The 16,586-nt window shown below is 44.3% G+C and carries 14 protein-coding genes; 4 read left to right on the top strand and 10 right to left on the bottom strand.

The window, feature by feature from the left end; translation table 11 throughout:
* The first annotated feature begins 11 nt into the window (after window positions 1–11).
* A complete protein-coding gene (locus F824_RS0108575; protein WP_019597468.1) occupies window positions 12–1,112 on the top strand; it encodes a DUF6544 family protein in 1,101 nt (366 codons plus the stop codon).
* A gap of 40 nt (window positions 1,113–1,152) precedes the next feature.
* Here the strand turns inward: F824_RS0108575 and F824_RS25710 are convergent, their stop codons facing one another.
* The 3 genes from F824_RS25710 to F824_RS0108560 form a co-directional block, all read right to left on the bottom strand.
* On the bottom strand, window positions 1,153–1,653 hold the full coding sequence (locus tag F824_RS25710) for a hypothetical protein (protein WP_051107550.1): 501 nt from the start codon (window positions 1,651–1,653) through the stop codon (window positions 1,153–1,155).
* Between the two features lie 111 nt (window positions 1,654–1,764).
* Window positions 1,765–2,133 (bottom strand): GerW family sporulation protein, encoded by a 369-nt coding sequence (locus tag F824_RS0108565; protein WP_019597466.1) that lies wholly within the window; start codon window positions 2,131–2,133, stop codon window positions 1,765–1,767.
* Between the two features lie 4 nt (window positions 2,134–2,137).
* Window positions 2,138–2,641, bottom strand: coding sequence for a hypothetical protein (locus F824_RS0108560; protein WP_019597465.1), 504 nt, complete (start codon window positions 2,639–2,641; stop codon window positions 2,138–2,140).
* A 180-nt stretch (window positions 2,642–2,821) separates the two neighbouring features.
* On the opposite strand from F824_RS0108560, the gene F824_RS0108555 reads away from it, so the two are divergent.
* Window positions 2,822–3,244: a DUF6567 family protein gene (locus F824_RS0108555; RefSeq protein WP_019597464.1), complete on the top strand. Its 423-nt coding sequence runs from the start codon at window positions 2,822–2,824 to the stop codon at window positions 3,242–3,244.
* A 280-nt stretch (window positions 3,245–3,524) separates the two neighbouring features.
* Here F824_RS0108555 and F824_RS0108550 read toward each other — a convergent pair whose 3' ends face one another.
* Entirely contained in the window at window positions 3,525–5,732 is a 2,208-nt protein-coding gene (locus tag F824_RS0108550) for a S9 family peptidase (protein WP_031326969.1), read from the bottom strand.
* 226 nt (window positions 5,733–5,958) lie between these two features.
* Between F824_RS0108550 and F824_RS0108545 the strand changes: the two genes are divergently transcribed.
* Window positions 5,959–6,666 carry a hypothetical protein gene (locus tag F824_RS0108545; protein WP_019597462.1) on the top strand — a complete coding sequence of 236 codons (708 nt, stop codon included), beginning with the start codon at window positions 5,959–5,961 and terminating at the stop codon, window positions 6,664–6,666.
* Window positions 6,667–6,880: 214 nt separating this feature from the next.
* Here the strand turns inward: F824_RS0108545 and F824_RS0108535 are convergent, their stop codons facing one another.
* Genes F824_RS0108535 through F824_RS0108520 form a run of 4 tightly spaced genes read right to left on the bottom strand, consistent with a single transcriptional unit; the run spans window position 6,881 to window position 11,479 of the window.
* Complete coding sequence (locus tag F824_RS0108535) at window positions 6,881–8,044, bottom strand: Gfo/Idh/MocA family protein (protein WP_019597460.1); 1,164 nt, start codon at window positions 8,042–8,044, stop codon at window positions 6,881–6,883.
* A 23-nt stretch (window positions 8,045–8,067) separates the two neighbouring features.
* Window positions 8,068–9,105, bottom strand: a complete 1,038-nt coding sequence (locus tag F824_RS0108530; RefSeq protein ID WP_019597459.1) for a sugar phosphate isomerase/epimerase family protein — start codon at window positions 9,103–9,105, stop codon at window positions 8,068–8,070.
* A 36-nt stretch (window positions 9,106–9,141) separates the two neighbouring features.
* The gene (locus tag F824_RS0108525; protein WP_019597458.1) at window positions 9,142–10,347 is read right to left on the bottom strand and encodes a class I mannose-6-phosphate isomerase; all 1,206 of its coding nucleotides are present in this window, start codon (window positions 10,345–10,347) and stop codon (window positions 9,142–9,144) included.
* A gap of 49 nt (window positions 10,348–10,396) precedes the next feature.
* A complete protein-coding gene (locus F824_RS0108520) occupies window positions 10,397–11,479 on the bottom strand; it encodes an aldose 1-epimerase family protein (RefSeq protein ID WP_019597457.1) in 1,083 nt (360 codons plus the stop codon).
* A gap of 548 nt (window positions 11,480–12,027) precedes the next feature.
* Between F824_RS0108520 and F824_RS0108510 the strand changes: the two genes are divergently transcribed.
* On the top strand, window positions 12,028–12,807 hold the full coding sequence (locus F824_RS0108510) for an NIPSNAP family protein (protein WP_019597454.1): 780 nt from the start codon (window positions 12,028–12,030) through the stop codon (window positions 12,805–12,807).
* Window positions 12,808–13,006: 199 nt separating this feature from the next.
* On the opposite strand, the gene F824_RS0108505 is transcribed toward F824_RS0108510, so the two are convergent.
* The gene (locus F824_RS0108505; protein WP_019597453.1) at window positions 13,007–13,816 is read right to left on the bottom strand and encodes a 3-keto-disaccharide hydrolase; all 810 of its coding nucleotides are present in this window, start codon (window positions 13,814–13,816) and stop codon (window positions 13,007–13,009) included.
* Entirely contained in the window at window positions 13,813–16,494 is a 2,682-nt protein-coding gene (locus F824_RS0108500; protein WP_019597452.1) for a c-type cytochrome, read from the bottom strand. The genes F824_RS0108505 and F824_RS0108500 overlap by 4 nt, the downstream gene beginning before the upstream one ends.
* Window positions 16,495–16,586 lie beyond the last annotated feature (92 nt).

The following is a 16,586-nucleotide window of genomic DNA, read 5'->3' as shown; positions in this document are numbered from 1 at the left end:
ATAAGCAAACCATGAAAATTATCCTTTTTATCATCCTCTTCCTTCATGGCGCCATCCATTTGCTTGGCTTCCTAAAAGCCTTTGGGATTTCGGAAATAGGGCCGCTATCTGCGGAAATTTCAAGACCCATGGGCTTGGTTTGGCTTTTGGTAACGGTTTTATTTTTAGTTGCGGGAATACTTTCCCTTTTGAATGTTTCCTGGTGGATCCATCCAGCCCTCATTGCAGTGATGCTTTCCTCTTTTTTGATGGTATTTTTTTGGGCGGATACTAAATATGGAATGATACCCAACCTGATCATCCTTTCAGCTGTAATCCTTGCTTATTCTTCAGATTCATTTTATAAAAAGATTGCCCGCGAAACCAGCGAGATCTTGGCGACCATTAATTTATCAGAACAGACATTGGTTTCAGAAGATGATTTGAAAAATTTGCCTGCACCTGTTTCTAAATGGATGCATATTACAGGAATCATGGGAAAACCAAAAATCAAAAGTGGTAGAATTGTCCAACATGCCCTGATGAAAATGAAGCAAGACCAAAAGGATTGGTATCATGCTGCTGCTTTGCAGTACACCACAACAGAAGAGCCGGCCTTCATCTGGACGGTAAATCTGAACATGATGCCCGGTATTCATATTAAAGGCCGGGATAAATTTGAGAATGGTACTGGGGAGATGTTGATCAAGATGAATTCGCTGGTGAAAATTGTGGACGAGAAGGGAGAAAAAATAAATGAAGGTAGCCTTCAGCGCTTTTTGGGTGAATCGGTCTGGTTTCCTTCTTTGGCTTTGAGTCCTTATATAAAATGGAAAATCATAGATAATTATTCCGCAAAAGCCACCATGACCTACAAAGGAACTTCTGGGAGTGGCGTTTTTTACTACAATGAACAAGGTGATTTTGTCAAATTCATAGCAATGCGATACCAAGGAAATAAACCTGATTCCAAAACCTATCCCTGGGTGTTGACAGTTGATGAATACAGCGTCTTTGAGGGAATAAAAGTCCCCTCCCGCATGAAAGCCACTTGGGAACTGGAGACAGGCAGCTGGACCTGGCTGGATTTGGAAATAAAGGACATTCAGTATAATGTTCATGGGATGGATTAAATGAAAATTCATTTTTAAAATGATCACTTCTTAAGGTTCCTTAAATCCTATTCAGGCCAATGTTTTCATTCACCTTTTTGAACTTCCATATATAATCCATATTGTCTTTTCTGATGATCATATAGGCAGCAAAAGCAGTAATGAGCGGAAAAGGAAAAGCTGCGCCAACGCCGAGAGGTGAAATGCAGAGGAAAAAGACAATAGATCCTATACAGGCAAGCTTAACCCAAATTCCTTTGAAAGCCATGCCTAAAGCAATCAATCCCTGACAAACAGAAATTATCGTGACCATTTCCCGGATATTGGTTTTGAACCAGCCATTGATAAAGTCTCTATAAACGGGGATTGACAATTCCGCATAAGCCAAATAATCTCCAGGATTTTGCTGTGCAACAGTAAAATTGAGCCAGCTCGCCCAGCCAAAAAGCAACATAAAAAAGAGACGTGTCAGTTTGGGTTGATAGAACGAAGAAATCAGGATTATAATAGCCGCAACGTTTGAAATAATGTACGGCAATAGATAATGCTGTAGAGTTTCCATAACAAGTGTGATTGAAAGACTGACGCTCCGTGCTAAGTCAATATGAAACCAAGAGAGGACTCCAAATTGAATTGGAGTCCTTCATTTTTAACAATGGACATCGGTCTATTTTCAATTCTTGGTCTCATCGGATTCCTTTTTTTGCAATAAGGTCTTGATCAGATCCGGGACTTTATCAAACATCTTGGAAATCCCTTTTTCCTGATGGGTGGAGATAAAGGAAATCTCGGATCCCTTGGTAACCAAAAACCCTATTGGCTCAATGCCCATTCCAACACCGGCGCCCAAACCTTGTCCTTTCCCATTTTTGGAGGAATCACCTTCGCCTCCCCCACTTCCGAGGCCCATTCCGACCCTTACCACCGGCACGCAGGTGAATTCTCCCAGAATGAATTGTTCACCTACCACGGTTCCTGTTTTGGCTTCCCGATGGAGGAATTCGGTCAGCTTTTCAATGACAACATTAAAATTCGTTTCCATGATTTTATTTTTTAGTTAAAAATACGAGAAATGTAAAAAGCATTTTATTCAGTCTCCCTTCAATGATCAGGTCTAGGAAATAGTTGTTGTTAAGGTTGGAAATCAACTGAACTGGACCTCGGTTTATAAATGGATAAATGGCATATAATTGGGAATGGAGCAACACATCGTCCAAATCGAACGTTCCCACCAATCTTTTTATCCTAAAACTTTTGAGCAAACCCTTTATGAGAAACAGCCATGATTGCATTGACCTTTTGAGGAATGGTTTTCTTTTTTTCTTAATGTCAGGCTTTTTGGGGTACTTTTTGGATTCGGGGATCAAAACCCCAAAAACGCTCACTTTAAAATTTGGCCTTTCCCCAGGAGTAAAGGAAAGGTGAAAAGTACCCATCTGGGAAATGATATACAGCTCCTTTTGGGTATCTATTTTCAGGTAAATGGGAACAAAAATAATCCAGGAAATCAGCCCCAGAATTAGCAGCAAAACCCAGCCAAAGACTTCCATTTTCTTGGTTTTTAGTAAATGCTTATTGCTTTTCCCAAATCTAAAGTTCGTGTCAAATTGTAAAATTCAATAAATATTTTTATTATTACTAAAAATTAATTAAGACATATAAAATAAATTATTAATCAAATAAAATTATAAATTTTAATATTAAAATCATAAAAATAATCTCAATTTACTATGAAAAAGATGATTCAGATTTTAATGGGTGGGTTTGTCATGACCCTTATACTTTCAGGTTGTGCCTCATCGGGCATGCACATGTCTTCCTCACTGACCAACGTGGAATTGTCCGAAGCCAATTACCAAATCGTGGCCAGGTCGGTTTCTGGTGAGGCGAAAGCAGGATATATATTAGGGGCCTCCTTTGGCGTCGGCATGTATGCGCAGGTCTTTGGCGTGGCCCGTGTAAGTGGGGACAAGGCGCTCTATAAAACCGCAATGGATCACCTTTGGGAAAATTTTGAGGCAAAACATGGAAGCGTAGAAGGCAGAAACCTTGCTTTGGTCAATGTCCGGTATGATGTTGATGCCCTAAACTTGATTGTGTATACCCAACCTGTTTTGACCATTCAGGCAGATATCATTGAGTTTTTGGAATAGCCGAAAAGAAAAAAAAATATCCATTCTCAGATTTTCACCTTTGGGGTATTCCTTTTTTTCAGTTCATCCCGTTTTATGCATTACGAACTCAATTCAATAGTATAATTAACTGATATTCAATTATTTGTTGATTTTTTTTTAACTTCCCTTATTGATCTCAGGAATTAGTCTCACAACAGCCTGATTTTCTTGCTGTTTCGATCTCATCTGGAAGCCTGATGCATATTTCGGGTTCAATTGAAGCAAGCTGTTTCCAAGTCTAGCGTCTTGGAAACAGGATTTACCTTCCTCCCGGTGGACAATACATTTTCAGGAAATTGGTGTATAAAGTGGAGAGATGTTCAAAAGTACCTTCACCTTCCGAAATCCCATGCGCCCTGTTGGGGTAAGGCATCACTTGAAACTGCTTGTTGTGTTTGATGAGCTCACTGATGAGCATTTCTGCGTTTTGATAGTGCACATTGTCGTCTCCGGTACCGTGGATGTACAATAGATTTCCCTCCAGATTTTTTGCATGGGTAATGGGCGAGCCCTGTACAAAATCCTCCAAATTCTCCTGCGGCAAGCCCATGTACCTTTCCTGATAGATGTTGTCATAGGTCAGCTGGTTGGCAACTGCCGCGATGGAAATCCCGGTTTTATAGATTTCGGGAAATTGGAACAAAAGGTTCAAGGTGGCAGATCCTCCACCGCTCCATCCCCAAACCGCAACCCGATCGGAATCGATGAAATCCCATTTCAAGATCTCCTTGGCGGCATTGGCCTGGTCCTGAATGTTGACCACGCCGATTTTTCTGTAAATCGATTTCCGCCATTCGCGACCCTTCGGCGCAGGAGTCCCGCGGTTGTCTATGGAGATGTAAACATATCCGTCCTCCCGCATATCTCCTTTGTACAATCTGTTTTTCGAGGCACCATATCCATCCATGACCGTGGCTCCCCAAGGCTCGGAATACACATAAAATACCACGGGATACTTCTTGGTAGAATCAAAATCCGATGGCTTTACCATCCAGCCGTCCATCTCCACTCCTTCTTCCGTTTTGATTTTGAAAAAGGCAGTGACATTTTTCTCCTGGGCATTAGGAAGTTTTTGGGCGATGCTTTCTTTTTCATTCAAAGCCTTGTGTTGAGGCAAGCTGACCAATTCTCCAAGTGGCCTTGTATGGGTATTTGAAAACCGGTGTTGGGCAAATTTCCCATTGGGGGAAATGTTGTAATAGTGACTTCCAGCCAATCCTGCGGGTGTTATCAATTCGGGTTTCCCTTTCCCATCCAGCTTGGTCCGGTACAAATATTTTTGGGTGGCATGGGTCGGAGAAGCGATAAAATAAACATAGCCGCTTTTCTCCTCATAATTTCCCAGGGAAATCACATCAAAATCTCCTTTGGTCACCAAAGTTTCTTTTTTGCCATCAATGCTGATGCGGTACAAATGCCTCCAGCCATCCTTTTCACTCGTCCATAAAAATTCCTTTCCACCGGCAAGCCAATGAAATGGATGCTTGAAATCCACGGCATAAGTATCCTCATTGGGCGTCATCACATCTATCCAAGCAGCGTCATATTCTGTGCTGATCACGGTCACCGCCCCCGAACCAACATCGCAACGGATGATTTTGCTTTCCTGCTGTTTGCGATTCAGTTGCTGTACCAAAAATTCATTCGTGCCGGGAATGAATTCCAATCGGACAAGATAATGCTGTCTCGGATCGCCTTCGATTTTCACCCATTCAATTTTTGACGTGGACAAGTTAATGACGCCAATACGGGCGGCGGATGGATCCTGACCTACTTTCGGGTATTCAACCGGTATCACCTTGGAATATACCGAATCGATATTGTTGATCATGAAGAAATCACCCGTCCCTCGCGCATCCAACTGCCAAAAAGCTATGGACTTGCTGTCCGGACTCCAGCGAAAACCATCCCTATTTGCAAACTCTTCTTCATACACCCAGTCAAAAGTACCGTTGATCAATTTTCTATTTCCATCTGTGGTCAGCGCTTGAATGGCTTGGGTCGAAAGGTCTTCCAGATAAATATTGTATTGGCTGACATAAGCGACCTTAGTGCCATCCGGAGAGAATTTCGCAAACATCAGGGAGGATTCCGGCAATGATTTCCCAAGCTTGTGAAGGCTGTTGTGCTCCAGATCCAAGACCCAATAATCTCCTCTGGTATTGATTCTCCACACCTGTGCACTGTTTGTATAGATCAATAATTTCCTACCATCCTCTGAAAAAGAAAATAATTCCAAGTCAAGCGGATCAGTTTGGCCTTCGGGAATCATGAGGTTTCTATTGATCAAAACACTTCTGTCATTGGAAGGAAGTGCATATTGAACAATCTCATTTTGCTCCACACGGAAATAGGAATTCCCGTCCTTGGACCATTGAATCCCATCCTGCTGCGCCTTGGCATGGAAAATTAAAAAAATCGAAAATATGAAAAGATAAAATTTCAAATAGATTTTTGGAAGCCTCATCGTTCTTTGAATTTGATTGTTTGAAGCACTTTTGACAAGAACTAAAATCCCATCAAAAACGAATCTCAATTTAAGGTAAATTCATTGATCTCCTCTCCCAATCAGGCAATGTTTTGACCATTCAAAAAAACATGAATTCAATTGTCGCATCCCCCACTTTATTTACGTCTGTCTTTTAGCAAGTCACCTTTATAAAATTTTTATTTTCACTTAATAATCTGAAGAAATGAAATCCCAAACAGCCAAGTACCCCATATTTTTGTTGATTGCCTGCCTCCTGATGGGCTGCGCATCCAACGAGGAATCCACCCCTAAAATCCAGCTTTCAGAAGTGGGATTCGTGGGTTCATTGCCTGACGGCAGGAATTTTGGATCCACAGGAATCAAAACCTCAAATTCCACTGGACTCAGCGCAGAACTTTATTCCAGCAGGGCAGCGGCATATGTCTATCACGGATTAACCATAAGGGATGCTATATCCGGGATTGACATTTATTTACAACTTCCGAAAATTAAGTTCAAAGAGGACTTTGGGATTCAAGATTTGGATCAGAAAGGGATTGCCAATGAATTTTACCCCTATGACAAGGTGAAAGAAATCCTTGCTATTGGAAACAAAAACATTCCCTTTGAGGAAGGGGATTCGTGGGAAGACAATTATTACATCGCTGTTTTGGATCAGCGAAATTACAATGGATACACACTTTTGCCAGGTCTTTTGGATGCCGGGAATTTTCTCAAAATCATTCATCTCATAGAAGGGACCGAAGAAAATGCTGCTGGGGAGAACATCAGAACAATAGAAGTCATATTCGATGTGGATGTCAAATTGCAATCAAACGATGCCGGTCTTGAGCAACAAGGCAATCTCAAAGGTCAGCTAAGGATGAAATATCGAGAAAATTTTGACCAATCTGAATTTGAGTCGAATTAAGTGGGGGAAGGTATCTGTGCAACAATCAGCCAATTGGAATCAATGATCACAGACACGCCTCTTCATGCAATCCAGGTCAATCAATTCATAAAATCATATTTGGTCATATTTCACCTCAATGAATTTCACCCCAAAAATGCAAATACGGATGATATCAAAACCAAAAAACCTCCTTGCTGGGAGGTTTTTTGGTTTTTTGTGGGATTTTCATTGATCACTTTTCAGTCCATTCCACCCCGGTATCTTTCCATCTTCTTTCGGCAGCGGAATCCAGGACTGCCTGACAGACTTTTTGGGTTTCCAAAGCATCTTTGAATGTAGGCGAACAGGGTTCTCCCGTCTCAAGACTTTTGAAGAAATCCGCCACCTGATGGATAAAGGAATGCTCATACCCGATGCATGTCCCCGGAATCCACCATCTGTCCATATAAGGTTGGTCGGCATCAGAAACGTGAATGGATCTCCACCCTCTCACAATGGAATCGTCGCTGTGGTCAAAATATTCCAATCTGTTCAGATCATGTAAATCCCAACGGATCGAAGCATGTTCCCCATTGATTTCGAAGGTGTACAAGGCTTTGTGTCCCCTAGCATATCGGGTCGCTTCGAACAATCCCAAGGATCCATTTTCAAAATGACAATGGAACAAACAGGCATCATCAATCCCCACTTTTTGGACTTTACCGCTTTCCTGATGCACTCTTTCCTTGATAAAAGTCTCCGTCATGGCAGAGACATCCTTGATGCCGCCGTTTAGCCACATGGCCGTATCGATGCAATGTGCCAACAAATCCCCAGTCACCCCGGAACCTGCTGCATCGGCATCCAGTCTCCAAAGGGCATCTCCTCCCTGAGGGAGATCCGGATTGATCGTCCAATCCTGAAGGAAATTGGCCCTGTAATGGAATATCTTTCCCAATTTTCCGGAATCGATCACCTGTTTGGCCAAGGTCACGGCAGGAACCCTTCGGTAATTGTACCAAACCGTATTTTTCACCCCGGATTTTTCGATGGCTTTCACCATGTCCTCCCCTTCCTGGAGTGTTCTGGAAAGTGGCTTTTCGCAGAGGATCATCTTTCCCGCCGCCGCTGCGGCAATGGCGATTTCAGCATGGGTATTGTTCGGCGTACAAATATCGATCGCGTCGATATCGTCTCGGGCAATCATTTTCCGCCAATCCGTTTCGACGGAAGCATATCCCCATTGTTCTGCAAATGCAGTGATTTTGTCTTCTCTTCTGGAGCAGGCCGCTTGCAGCACTGGGCGATATTCCAATTCCGGAAAAAAATCACCGAGTCGCTTGTACCCGTTGGTATGGATCCTACCCATCAATCCTGTTCCTATCAATCCTATTCTAAGTTTTTTGGTCTCTTTCATCGTTCTAGGTTTTTTTAAAGAATTTACTCCGCTTCGTACCAGCCGTGTTTTTCACGCACCTTGACCATGGCTGACAAGATATCATTCCATGTTTTGGGCTCTGTCATCACTTCATTGGGAAACATACAGCCATCCCAGCAAAGGTGTCGGAAGGCTTTGGTCAGCTCCCCTTGCTCATCCCTGAGCCAATGTCCGGCATCTGTTGCGATATCCAATTTTCCGTTAGGATCGGAAGCGAGGCAATGTCTGCCTGTTTTGTCATGGGATCCAGAACCGAAAACGGTCCCGTCATTTTGGGCAACATGAAAATCTATCGTCCAAGGCCTCAATGCCTTTGTCAAGGTTTTGAGTGCTTCGGTCAGTGTGGCCCGGTCATTCCAGTCAAAATCTTTTGGGAGTATCCTGTCCTGCGGACTGTTGTATCCCAATAAATACAAAAAAGTATGGGACATATCCGCCTGAAAGCCAATGTTCGGTCTGTCCACTTGCTCCAGTGTGTCGATCATCGCTCTCCAACTGTGCATGCCGCCCCAGCAGATTTCTCCTTCGGCTGCCAGTTTTTCGCCAAAATCAGCCGCCACATCACAGGCTTCTCTGAAAGTTTGGGCGATCAATTTGGTATTGCCAACTGGGTCGACTGCCCACTTTTCGACTGAACTGGCAGAATCGATTCGGACGATGCCATTTGGCCTCACACCCAAATCCCTTAGTTTTTGACCAAATAAGCAGGATTTCCTGACCATTTCCACGAAAAGTGCTCGGTCCTCTTTGCTCCCCATGGCTGGGCCTCCCCAGATGGGCGCAACCAAACTTCCAATGTTCAGGTTCAGGCCGGCAACCTTCTCTGCCAATTTCTTGATCCCGTCGTCAGACATGTCCAAATCAATATGGGGATCAAAAAGCCCGATATCCACCCCGTCAAATTTCACCCCGTCCACTTCTGCGGCGGCGGTACTTTCCAACATGGTGTCAAAAGAAATAATTGGCTCTGAGTCGGGTCCTTTTCCCACAATACCCGGCCAAGTGGCATTGTGGAGTTTTGGATAATTATTTTGGGTCATCTTTACAAGAGTCTATATGAAAGAAAATGATTGAAATTATAAGATGAGGTCCGGATTGTTGGGACCAAAATGTTTCAGCATGACAATTGGGTCAGTCTTGGAAGGATTGGCGATTTTCACGCCCGCCATTGCGGTTTTTTCGGAAACAAAGAATTCGTCGTTCGTCAATTGTCCATAGCGGATCAATGCCGGGGTTTCGATATCCCAAACACCCATCTTTCCATGCCCCTGCATCACGATCAAACCATAGGCCGCCTGGTCTGTAATGGTGACGGTCTGTCCCGGGAAAATGGTCAATTCCTTTGCGCTGAAAGCTTCGGAACGGTAGCAAACCCAGTTTTCGATATAGCCCTCGGCCTTCATTTCCTCCAAGTCTCCAACCGGCTTTGGATTCATGAATCGGGTTTCCAGGAGATTGGGATTCACGTTCAATTCCCAATCGATCACTTCCATCAACTGATCGAAATCCCCCATTCTATCCTTTGGCGTTCCGTTCCAAAGCAATTCTTCGGGGATAATCGCCTCATTGACCAAGGACTGATACATGGCGAAAACGTCAGATGCTTTCTGCGGCTCGTAAGTACACATACTTCCCGGTGCGTGCAACATTCCCGGAGGAACATCCCAGCCAGTTCCAGGTTCCAGACGGAATGCCTGGGAAAAATTAGTGATTTTGTTGTCTCCCTTGGTGAAGTTCACAAGGCATTCCCGGATCTGTTCTTTGGTGGTTCCCGGAGCAATGCCAAAGAAGGTGTAAGGAAAATCCCCTCCATGGTTGTTGAGTTGTGGTGGGAAATAATAGGCTTCTGGTTTGCCCTTTTGGCCGATCAAAGCGGCATGTTCGTCATTGTGGTGGATATGGTGCGGAAGAGGCCCCATGTTGTCAAAAAACTTGGAGTACATCGGCCAACTCTCGTATTCGTCCCAGATGCGGTCTCCGATGATTTCACCTTTTAATTCCTCGATGGCGTCTTTGAGTAAAAACTGCGTTTCCTCATCTCCGTCCTGAAAAACCACGGGGCTCAAACCTTCGCTTTTTCCTGTCAAAGGCCCATTTTGTGCAGGCGTAGTGGAAGACAACCAGCGCTCGTCAATCCCTCCTCTTTGTCCGCCAAGGACATAATAATCATCGGGATGTAATTTTATTCTTCTGCCGGGAACGCAGAAGGACCTCGGAACCCAGGTGGGTGCCAATCTTAGGATTCCCTCGCCCTGTTCTAATGCTTTTTTTGCCAAACTCATATTGTACTGGTTGATTATTTGGGATAGATTTATTTTAGGTTTTATTGTTTTATAGTTGTTTTTCGCGTTCTCTATTGTTGATTCTCAGGAGGGCTTCGATTTCCTCCGCTGTGGTCAGGACGCTCATTTCAAGGGAATAGCATCTTTTTTCTCCGGGAGGGATTTTGATCAAGGCATTTGCTTTCCTGGCGGCGGCTTGTCCGATTGGCGGATTTGTGGCAGGTTCCAAGGCGGTGACATATTCGCCTTTGCCCCAATGCTGCCAATTTACAAGCCAGGGCAATTCCTTTCGGTTAAATTTAATGGAGAATCCAATGCCCAGTTTTTGATTGACAAAACCACAAACGCACATTTCATCTTTTAGAGAAGAAAGGTCAATAAATGCAGCATCCTCGCCAGAACCGGCATGCGCATCCATCGGGGCTGGGCATTTCTTGAAATCGTTTTTGGGGTTGAAAATCCTGTTGTCGGGATCTCCATCCCTTGATTTCCAATTCCCTTCCCAGACCATCTCTGTTCCCTCATCGATAAAAGGCCAACCAAAATTCAAGTGGTAAAGCAGCATGTGGGCAGCCTCGGTATTGCCGAGATTGGTGATTTCATCGCGGATGACCAGGCTTGGTTGCCCCAATGTTCCCGAAATGGTCCTCCTCAGTTCCAGGTTGGGTCCGAGAACACGCGTTTCTTTTATTATTCCCGTGATGGACATTTCCAGATTTCCCCGAATAGGGTCAGGCTGCTGGATAGAGATGATTTCTGCAGGAGTATTGCTAATGTTGCCATGAAGGCCTCTGTTGCCAAACTCATCCGACTCGGGACCGCCCACGTGCGACAATCCGCAAGTGGTCATCAATCCTCCACCGAATGTTCTTAGCCAATTTGCACCTTGATCCGAAAAAGGCTGCGGGGCCGTGGTTCCTGCGTGGCTGATCCAGGCAAGACTGTGCGCATTGAAAAAGGCTTCAGCGATGTCCATCCCACGATCAATGACGACCTTATACCGCAATCCCGAACCCGTGTTTACCCATGCCATTCGGACTCCCTTTCCTGGGCCATTGTCCAATATGGAGGTTTCAATCCCGCCCAGTTGTGCGGAATTTGAGATAAAGTCCTTCGAAAAGTTAATGTCCATCTTTCTAGAAACGCAATAGCATTTAGGTATACAATCAAATTTCAATATATCAACACCAACATTAGGGACTATCCTGTTCTGTCGGGCTTCGAAAATCTTCCATTATAATATATCCACAATAGATGGGGAGATTAAAGCTGGTTCCATTTAAAGATAGCAAACTGCCTTCAAGAATCGAAAATTATAAGGTCCAGGATTCCCAATATTTTTATCGATTCCCCTTCTCGGCGCATGACCGGTTGTTTTCAGCCATTTTATTGTTTTTCTGAAGGAAAAGTCAATATTTAATTTCAGGAAATAACACTCTAGCCAATCAAGATTCTATCTTGGAGAAAAAGACAACTTGGCCATCTCTATCTGTTTTAATGGTTTGTAGGATAAAACCATTCATTTGTTTCGAAAAGGCAATTCTTGTAAAAAAAACAGTCCCCATTTTTGCATTTTTCTCCTTTTATCAAATACTGGGGCACCATATCAATAATTCTCTGCTTTGGCTTTTGGATTGCTTAAATTCAAGCACTAACAAACCTTAAACCCATTCACAAAAAATGAAAAAATCAACACCATTTCTCATCGCACTATTCTGCATCTTTTTGGTTGCGGACCTCTTCGGCCAAGGCTCCAAAAGGGATTTCTATGAATTGAGAATTTACCACATCGAGAATAACAATCAGGAAAAACAGATTGACGCATATCTTCAAAATGCTTTGCTACCGGCGATGCACAGAAACGGCGTCGCCAAAGTTGGGGTTTTCAAACCGGTCGCTTCTCAGCCAGATGCTGGAAAAAAGGTATATGTGCTGATTCCTTACAAATCCATGAAACAATATTTGGCTTTGCCGGCCAAATTGGACAAAGACAGCAATTACCTTTCGGATGGCGCTTCCTACATCAATGCACCGCATGACAATCCTCCCTATAAAAGGATTGAAAACGCCCTGCTCCATGCTTTTACCGGCAGCCCAAGGTTTATCGAATCGAAGGTGACGGGTCCAAAAAAGGACAGGATCTATGAATTGAGGAGTTATGAAGCTGCAACAGAAAGACTTTACAAGCAAAAAGTAAAGATGTTCAACGAGGGTGAAATCGATATTTTCGCCAAGTTGGGTTTTAATGCGGTCTTTTATGCCGAAACACTGGCCGGAGCAAACATGCCGAATCTGATGTACATGACCACATTTGCCGATATGGCATCCAGAGATGCACATTGGAAAGCCTTCGGGTCGGATCCGGATTGGGATAAGTTGAAGGTAATCGAAGAATACCAAAACACGGTTTCCAAAAACGATGGTAGATTATTGTACCCAACGGACTATTCAGATTTCTAAAGATTACTTCACTGACAATCAATCGCAAATCCCTTTTAGAAGTAGGCTGATTTTTCTGGATTCCCGCAAGGGACGTACAAATAAAAAAAGCCCGAAGTTGAATCTCAACCTCGGGCTTTTTTGTACTTAAGCAACAATAAACAGATCTGGTTTCACAAGAGATTGCCTGTGGAAAAACAGACCGATTTCTGGTACGGCATCAAAGCTTTTTCATCAGGACATTCTTGAATTGGACCTTCATCGGAGGGCCTACATGCACCTGAAAACCCATCAACCCTGACATTTTCCTGTTTTTCGGGTCGTCATCGGTGACTTCACTCATCAAGGTCCCATTCACGAAGTGCTGCAACACATTGCCTTTGATCACCACATGCAGGGTGTTCCAATCATCTTTCTTGATCAAGGCACCAAGTGTGTCCCGATCGCCCAGTTCGCTTTCCAGATTCAGTCCTTTCCAGGCATTTCTTTCCACAAATCCTTTAACATCGCCGGATTCCTGGCTGGTAATTCGGGTTTTCTGTCCACGATAAGCAAGTGTCGTTCTTTTCCGCTCCTCATAGTTTTGGCCGGTATATCGGTTTTGTCCGTCGATATCGGCTTGATAGCCTTTGAGCGCAAAGGGTACTTCCTCCACCCTATCGCTTCGATAGTTGAATCCCGAATTGCCGGCACCGCTGATTTTGTAGTCCACTTTCAACTCAAAATCTGCAGGCTCACCACCTTTCCAGATGATGAAGGTATTGGTCTTGAGCAGCGTTTCGGACGTGATTTCCCCGACGATCGTACCGTCCACAACGGACCAATACACGGGGTCGCCCTCCCAGCCTTCCAGGGTTTGCCCATCAAAAATTGAGACAAATCCCTCATTTGGGGATTGGGAAGGAGAGACTTCAGGTGACTTGGATTTGCTTGTTGAATTTTGGCAAGACCCGCAGCTCAGCAAAATAAAAACCGCACTGAGTCCGAATACCCTAATTTTATGGAATGAAAATTTATTTGGTTTTCTCATTTTGCTGTTATCTTTTTGTCTTGATACACCTCATGGTCCGGATTGCCACCTGAGATGAGGTAGGCCATCAAATCCTTCAATTCTTCTTCATTCAACCTGTTGATCATTCCCGGCAACATGATGGAAACATCGGAATTTTTGGTACTTGCGACCTCACTTTTGGCTACGGTTCTGATGGTTTCCGGTGCAAACGGGTTTTGGGAAACATAATAATTTGTTTTATCCTCATCCGTCAATCTACCCACAACCGATCCACCTGCTTTCAATTCGAATATGGTGGAATGGTATTGTTCAGAAATCACGTCACTTGGATTGATGGTGGATTCAAGGATATCCTTAGCGGAAAATCTTGTCCCAAGCTGGGTCAGATCAGGTCCTATGATACCACCTTCTCCTTGCATGGTATGGCAAGAAAGGCACAAAGTCGCCGAATACATCGCTTTCCCTTTTACCAGATCCCTGCTACTTAAATCAGCCATCAAAGGCAGGGCTTCTTCCACTGTCCATCTTCGTCCTGGACCTTCTGGCTGAACATCCGAGACGACCAGATCATTTCCACTTCCGGTCAGCAAAGCGGCACCTGACATTTCATTGTACAGATCAAAATCTTTCTGGTCAACATGCGTCAAGGCCATTTTTCTTGCCCTGTCGATAAAGCCTACATAACTTCTTCCACCTTTGTATTTGAATGCATTTTGGATCCAAGTAAAATATTCATTCCTCAAATCTGGATTCCATCCGGCTTTTGCATTCCCTAGAACGGTCGCATAATACGTCTGCTGGGCTGGCGGCACATTTGCAAGCATTTGTGCGATATCAAGGCCGTATTGAGGATTCCTCAAGACCAAATCCGAAGAGGAAATAAACGTCTTCTGGTATTCAGGATCATCTTTGGCATTTTTCAATAAGGCCAAGGTTTTTTCCACGGCAGTGGGTGCATCCAAGTGGACCAGCAATACACTCAACGAACGACCTAGGTCATTGTCATTTGCAGGGAAATTGGGATCCAAGTACGCAATCAACTGGTTTTTCACTGTAGCATTTGGGGTTCCCTGTCTATAAAGAATCAACTCAAAAGCCCGTAACAAATCCTGTTTTCCTTTTTCGTTCAAGGACCCGTAATCGATCCCTATCAAGGCCTGGATCATGGGTTCTCCCTGGCCTTTGCCGGAGTGTCTCGCCAATGCGATCATCGCTTGAGTCAAAGTGGCCGGATCTTTTTCTGCCAAAGCTTTCGCTTTCCAGGAATTCACTGGCTGATGTTCCAAAACGATTCGTGCAGCATATTGAACAAAACGATCACTGTTTTTCAGGTTTGGCCATGCCAAATCAAGCCCAGCAGCAGGCGCACCGCTTACATGATATTCTTCCAGCTGTCTTCTCAATTTGGCCTCTTGTGGCAAATCAGATGCAAGCAACGGCTTTTTCTCGCTGGCTTTAATCTCCCCATCATAGTACACCCGATAAAGATCGGATTCCAATCTTCTTCCTCCGGTCATAAAATACATCGCTCCGTCAGGACCAATTTCTCCATCGGTCAAAGGAAGCGGAGAGCCGGAAATAAACTCTTCAGCCGTGGCCTCGTAAGTGGCACCAGCCGGTTTTAAATGAATGGCATAGATAATTCCAAAGCTCCAATCGAAGGCATAAAGCGCTGTTCTGTATTTTTCGGGGAACTTCGCATGGGTGCCAAACATGGCATTGGTGGGCGAACCCTGACCGATGTTCAGCACTGCGGGTAGATTGTCTGGGAAGTTGGGCGACCATTTCGAATTGCCCGTTCTCCAGCCAAATTCACTGCCGCTGGTCACGTGATTGATTCGGGTAGGTCGGTACCAAGGCATTCCAAAGTCCCATTCCATATCTGCATCATAGGCAAACATATCCCCTGCTTCATTGATGGCGAAGTCGAATGCATTTCTGAAACCTGCCGAAATCAATTCCCAATTTGTACCTTCAGGATCAATCTTGGCTATCCAACCGCCGGGCGCCATTCTGTTGTTGGCGTGGCCACGGGGATCTTTGATGAGCGGAAAAAGATTGTCTTCATCCCAAACTTTCGGGAGTCGGTAAGCGTCCATTTCGGGCACATCGACATGGTTTCCGGCGATGAGATAAATGGATTTTCCATCCGGGGAGAGTTTCATGCTGTGGGGGCCATGTTCTCCCGGTTCACCGGTGAAGCCCCTGATCTGGGTGACGGTTTCATATTGATCATCGCCATCTTTGTCCTCGAGGCGGTACAATCCCGTGCTTTTTTCGAAATTTTCGTTGGCATTGTGGTTGACCATCACATAAAGGCTGTTGAAGGCATAAAGGAGCCCTTGGGCGTAACCCATCCCCACTTGGGGTTCCTGCACATTTCCCACGATCAATTTCTCGATTTTGGGAGCCAATGAATCCGAACCGATTTCAGGGATTTCCAAGCGATATAAAAAGCCGTATTGGTCCGCGGTGATGAGTCTGTTTTTGTCATCGAAGGTCATGGCCACCCAAGAACCCTGTTCATTTTCACCGGGGCTATGGATATGCTCTGCGACAAATCCATCGGGCAATTTTAATTTTGCCACTTTGGGATCGATAGGTCCCTTGTCTTCGGTTTTTTTGTTGCAGGCGGCAAAGACCAGAAGCAGCAAGGGAAGAAATCGGAATAGTTTAATTGAATTCATTGGATGCATATTTTTATGGTTTTTGGGTCAAGTGTTTTAGTGGCCTTCAATTCGAAATTCACAGATTCAATTTATCTTATTTTGTGGACAAATAATGGGAG

This window comes from Rhodonellum psychrophilum GCM71 = DSM 17998 (assembly GCF_000381545.1).
Lineage (GTDB): Bacteria > Bacteroidota > Bacteroidia > Cytophagales > Cyclobacteriaceae > Rhodonellum > Rhodonellum psychrophilum.
Note: the sequence above shows the minus strand (reverse complement) of the source record. Positions and strands in the feature narration are given on the sequence as shown.

Bases quoted from the DNA above. Each gene is read 5' to 3' on its own strand.
- F824_RS0108575 (WP_019597468.1), top strand. From the start codon at position 12: ATGAAAATTATCCTTTTTATCATCCTCTTCCTTCATGGCGCCATCCAT.
- F824_RS25710 (WP_051107550.1), bottom strand. From the start codon at position 1,653: ATGGAAACTCTACAGCATTATCTATTGCCGTACATTATTTCAAACGTT.
- F824_RS0108565 (WP_019597466.1), bottom strand. From the start codon at position 2,133: ATGGAAACGAATTTTAATGTTGTCATTGAAAAGCTGACCGAATTCCTC.
- F824_RS0108560 (WP_019597465.1), bottom strand. From the start codon at position 2,641: ATGGAAGTCTTTGGCTGGGTTTTGCTGCTAATTCTGGGGCTGATTTCC.
- F824_RS0108555 (WP_019597464.1), top strand. From the start codon at position 2,822: ATGAAAAAGATGATTCAGATTTTAATGGGTGGGTTTGTCATGACCCTT.
- F824_RS0108550 (WP_031326969.1), bottom strand. From the start codon at position 5,732: ATGAGGCTTCCAAAAATCTATTTGAAATTTTATCTTTTCATATTTTCG.
- F824_RS0108545 (WP_019597462.1), top strand. From the start codon at position 5,959: ATGAAATCCCAAACAGCCAAGTACCCCATATTTTTGTTGATTGCCTGC.
- F824_RS0108535 (WP_019597460.1), bottom strand. From the start codon at position 8,044: ATGAAAGAGACCAAAAAACTTAGAATAGGATTGATAGGAACAGGATTG.
- F824_RS0108530 (WP_019597459.1), bottom strand. From the start codon at position 9,105: ATGACCCAAAATAATTATCCAAAACTCCACAATGCCACTTGGCCGGGT.
- F824_RS0108525 (WP_019597458.1), bottom strand. From the start codon at position 10,347: ATGAGTTTGGCAAAAAAAGCATTAGAACAGGGCGAGGGAATCCTAAGA.
- F824_RS0108520 (WP_019597457.1), bottom strand. From the start codon at position 11,479: ATGGACATTAACTTTTCGAAGGACTTTATCTCAAATTCCGCACAACTG.
- F824_RS0108510 (WP_019597454.1), top strand. From the start codon at position 12,028: ATGAAAAAATCAACACCATTTCTCATCGCACTATTCTGCATCTTTTTG.
- F824_RS0108505 (WP_019597453.1), bottom strand. From the start codon at position 13,816: ATGAGAAAACCAAATAAATTTTCATTCCATAAAATTAGGGTATTCGGA.
- F824_RS0108500 (WP_019597452.1), bottom strand. From the start codon at position 16,494: ATGCATCCAATGAATTCAATTAAACTATTCCGATTTCTTCCCTTGCTG.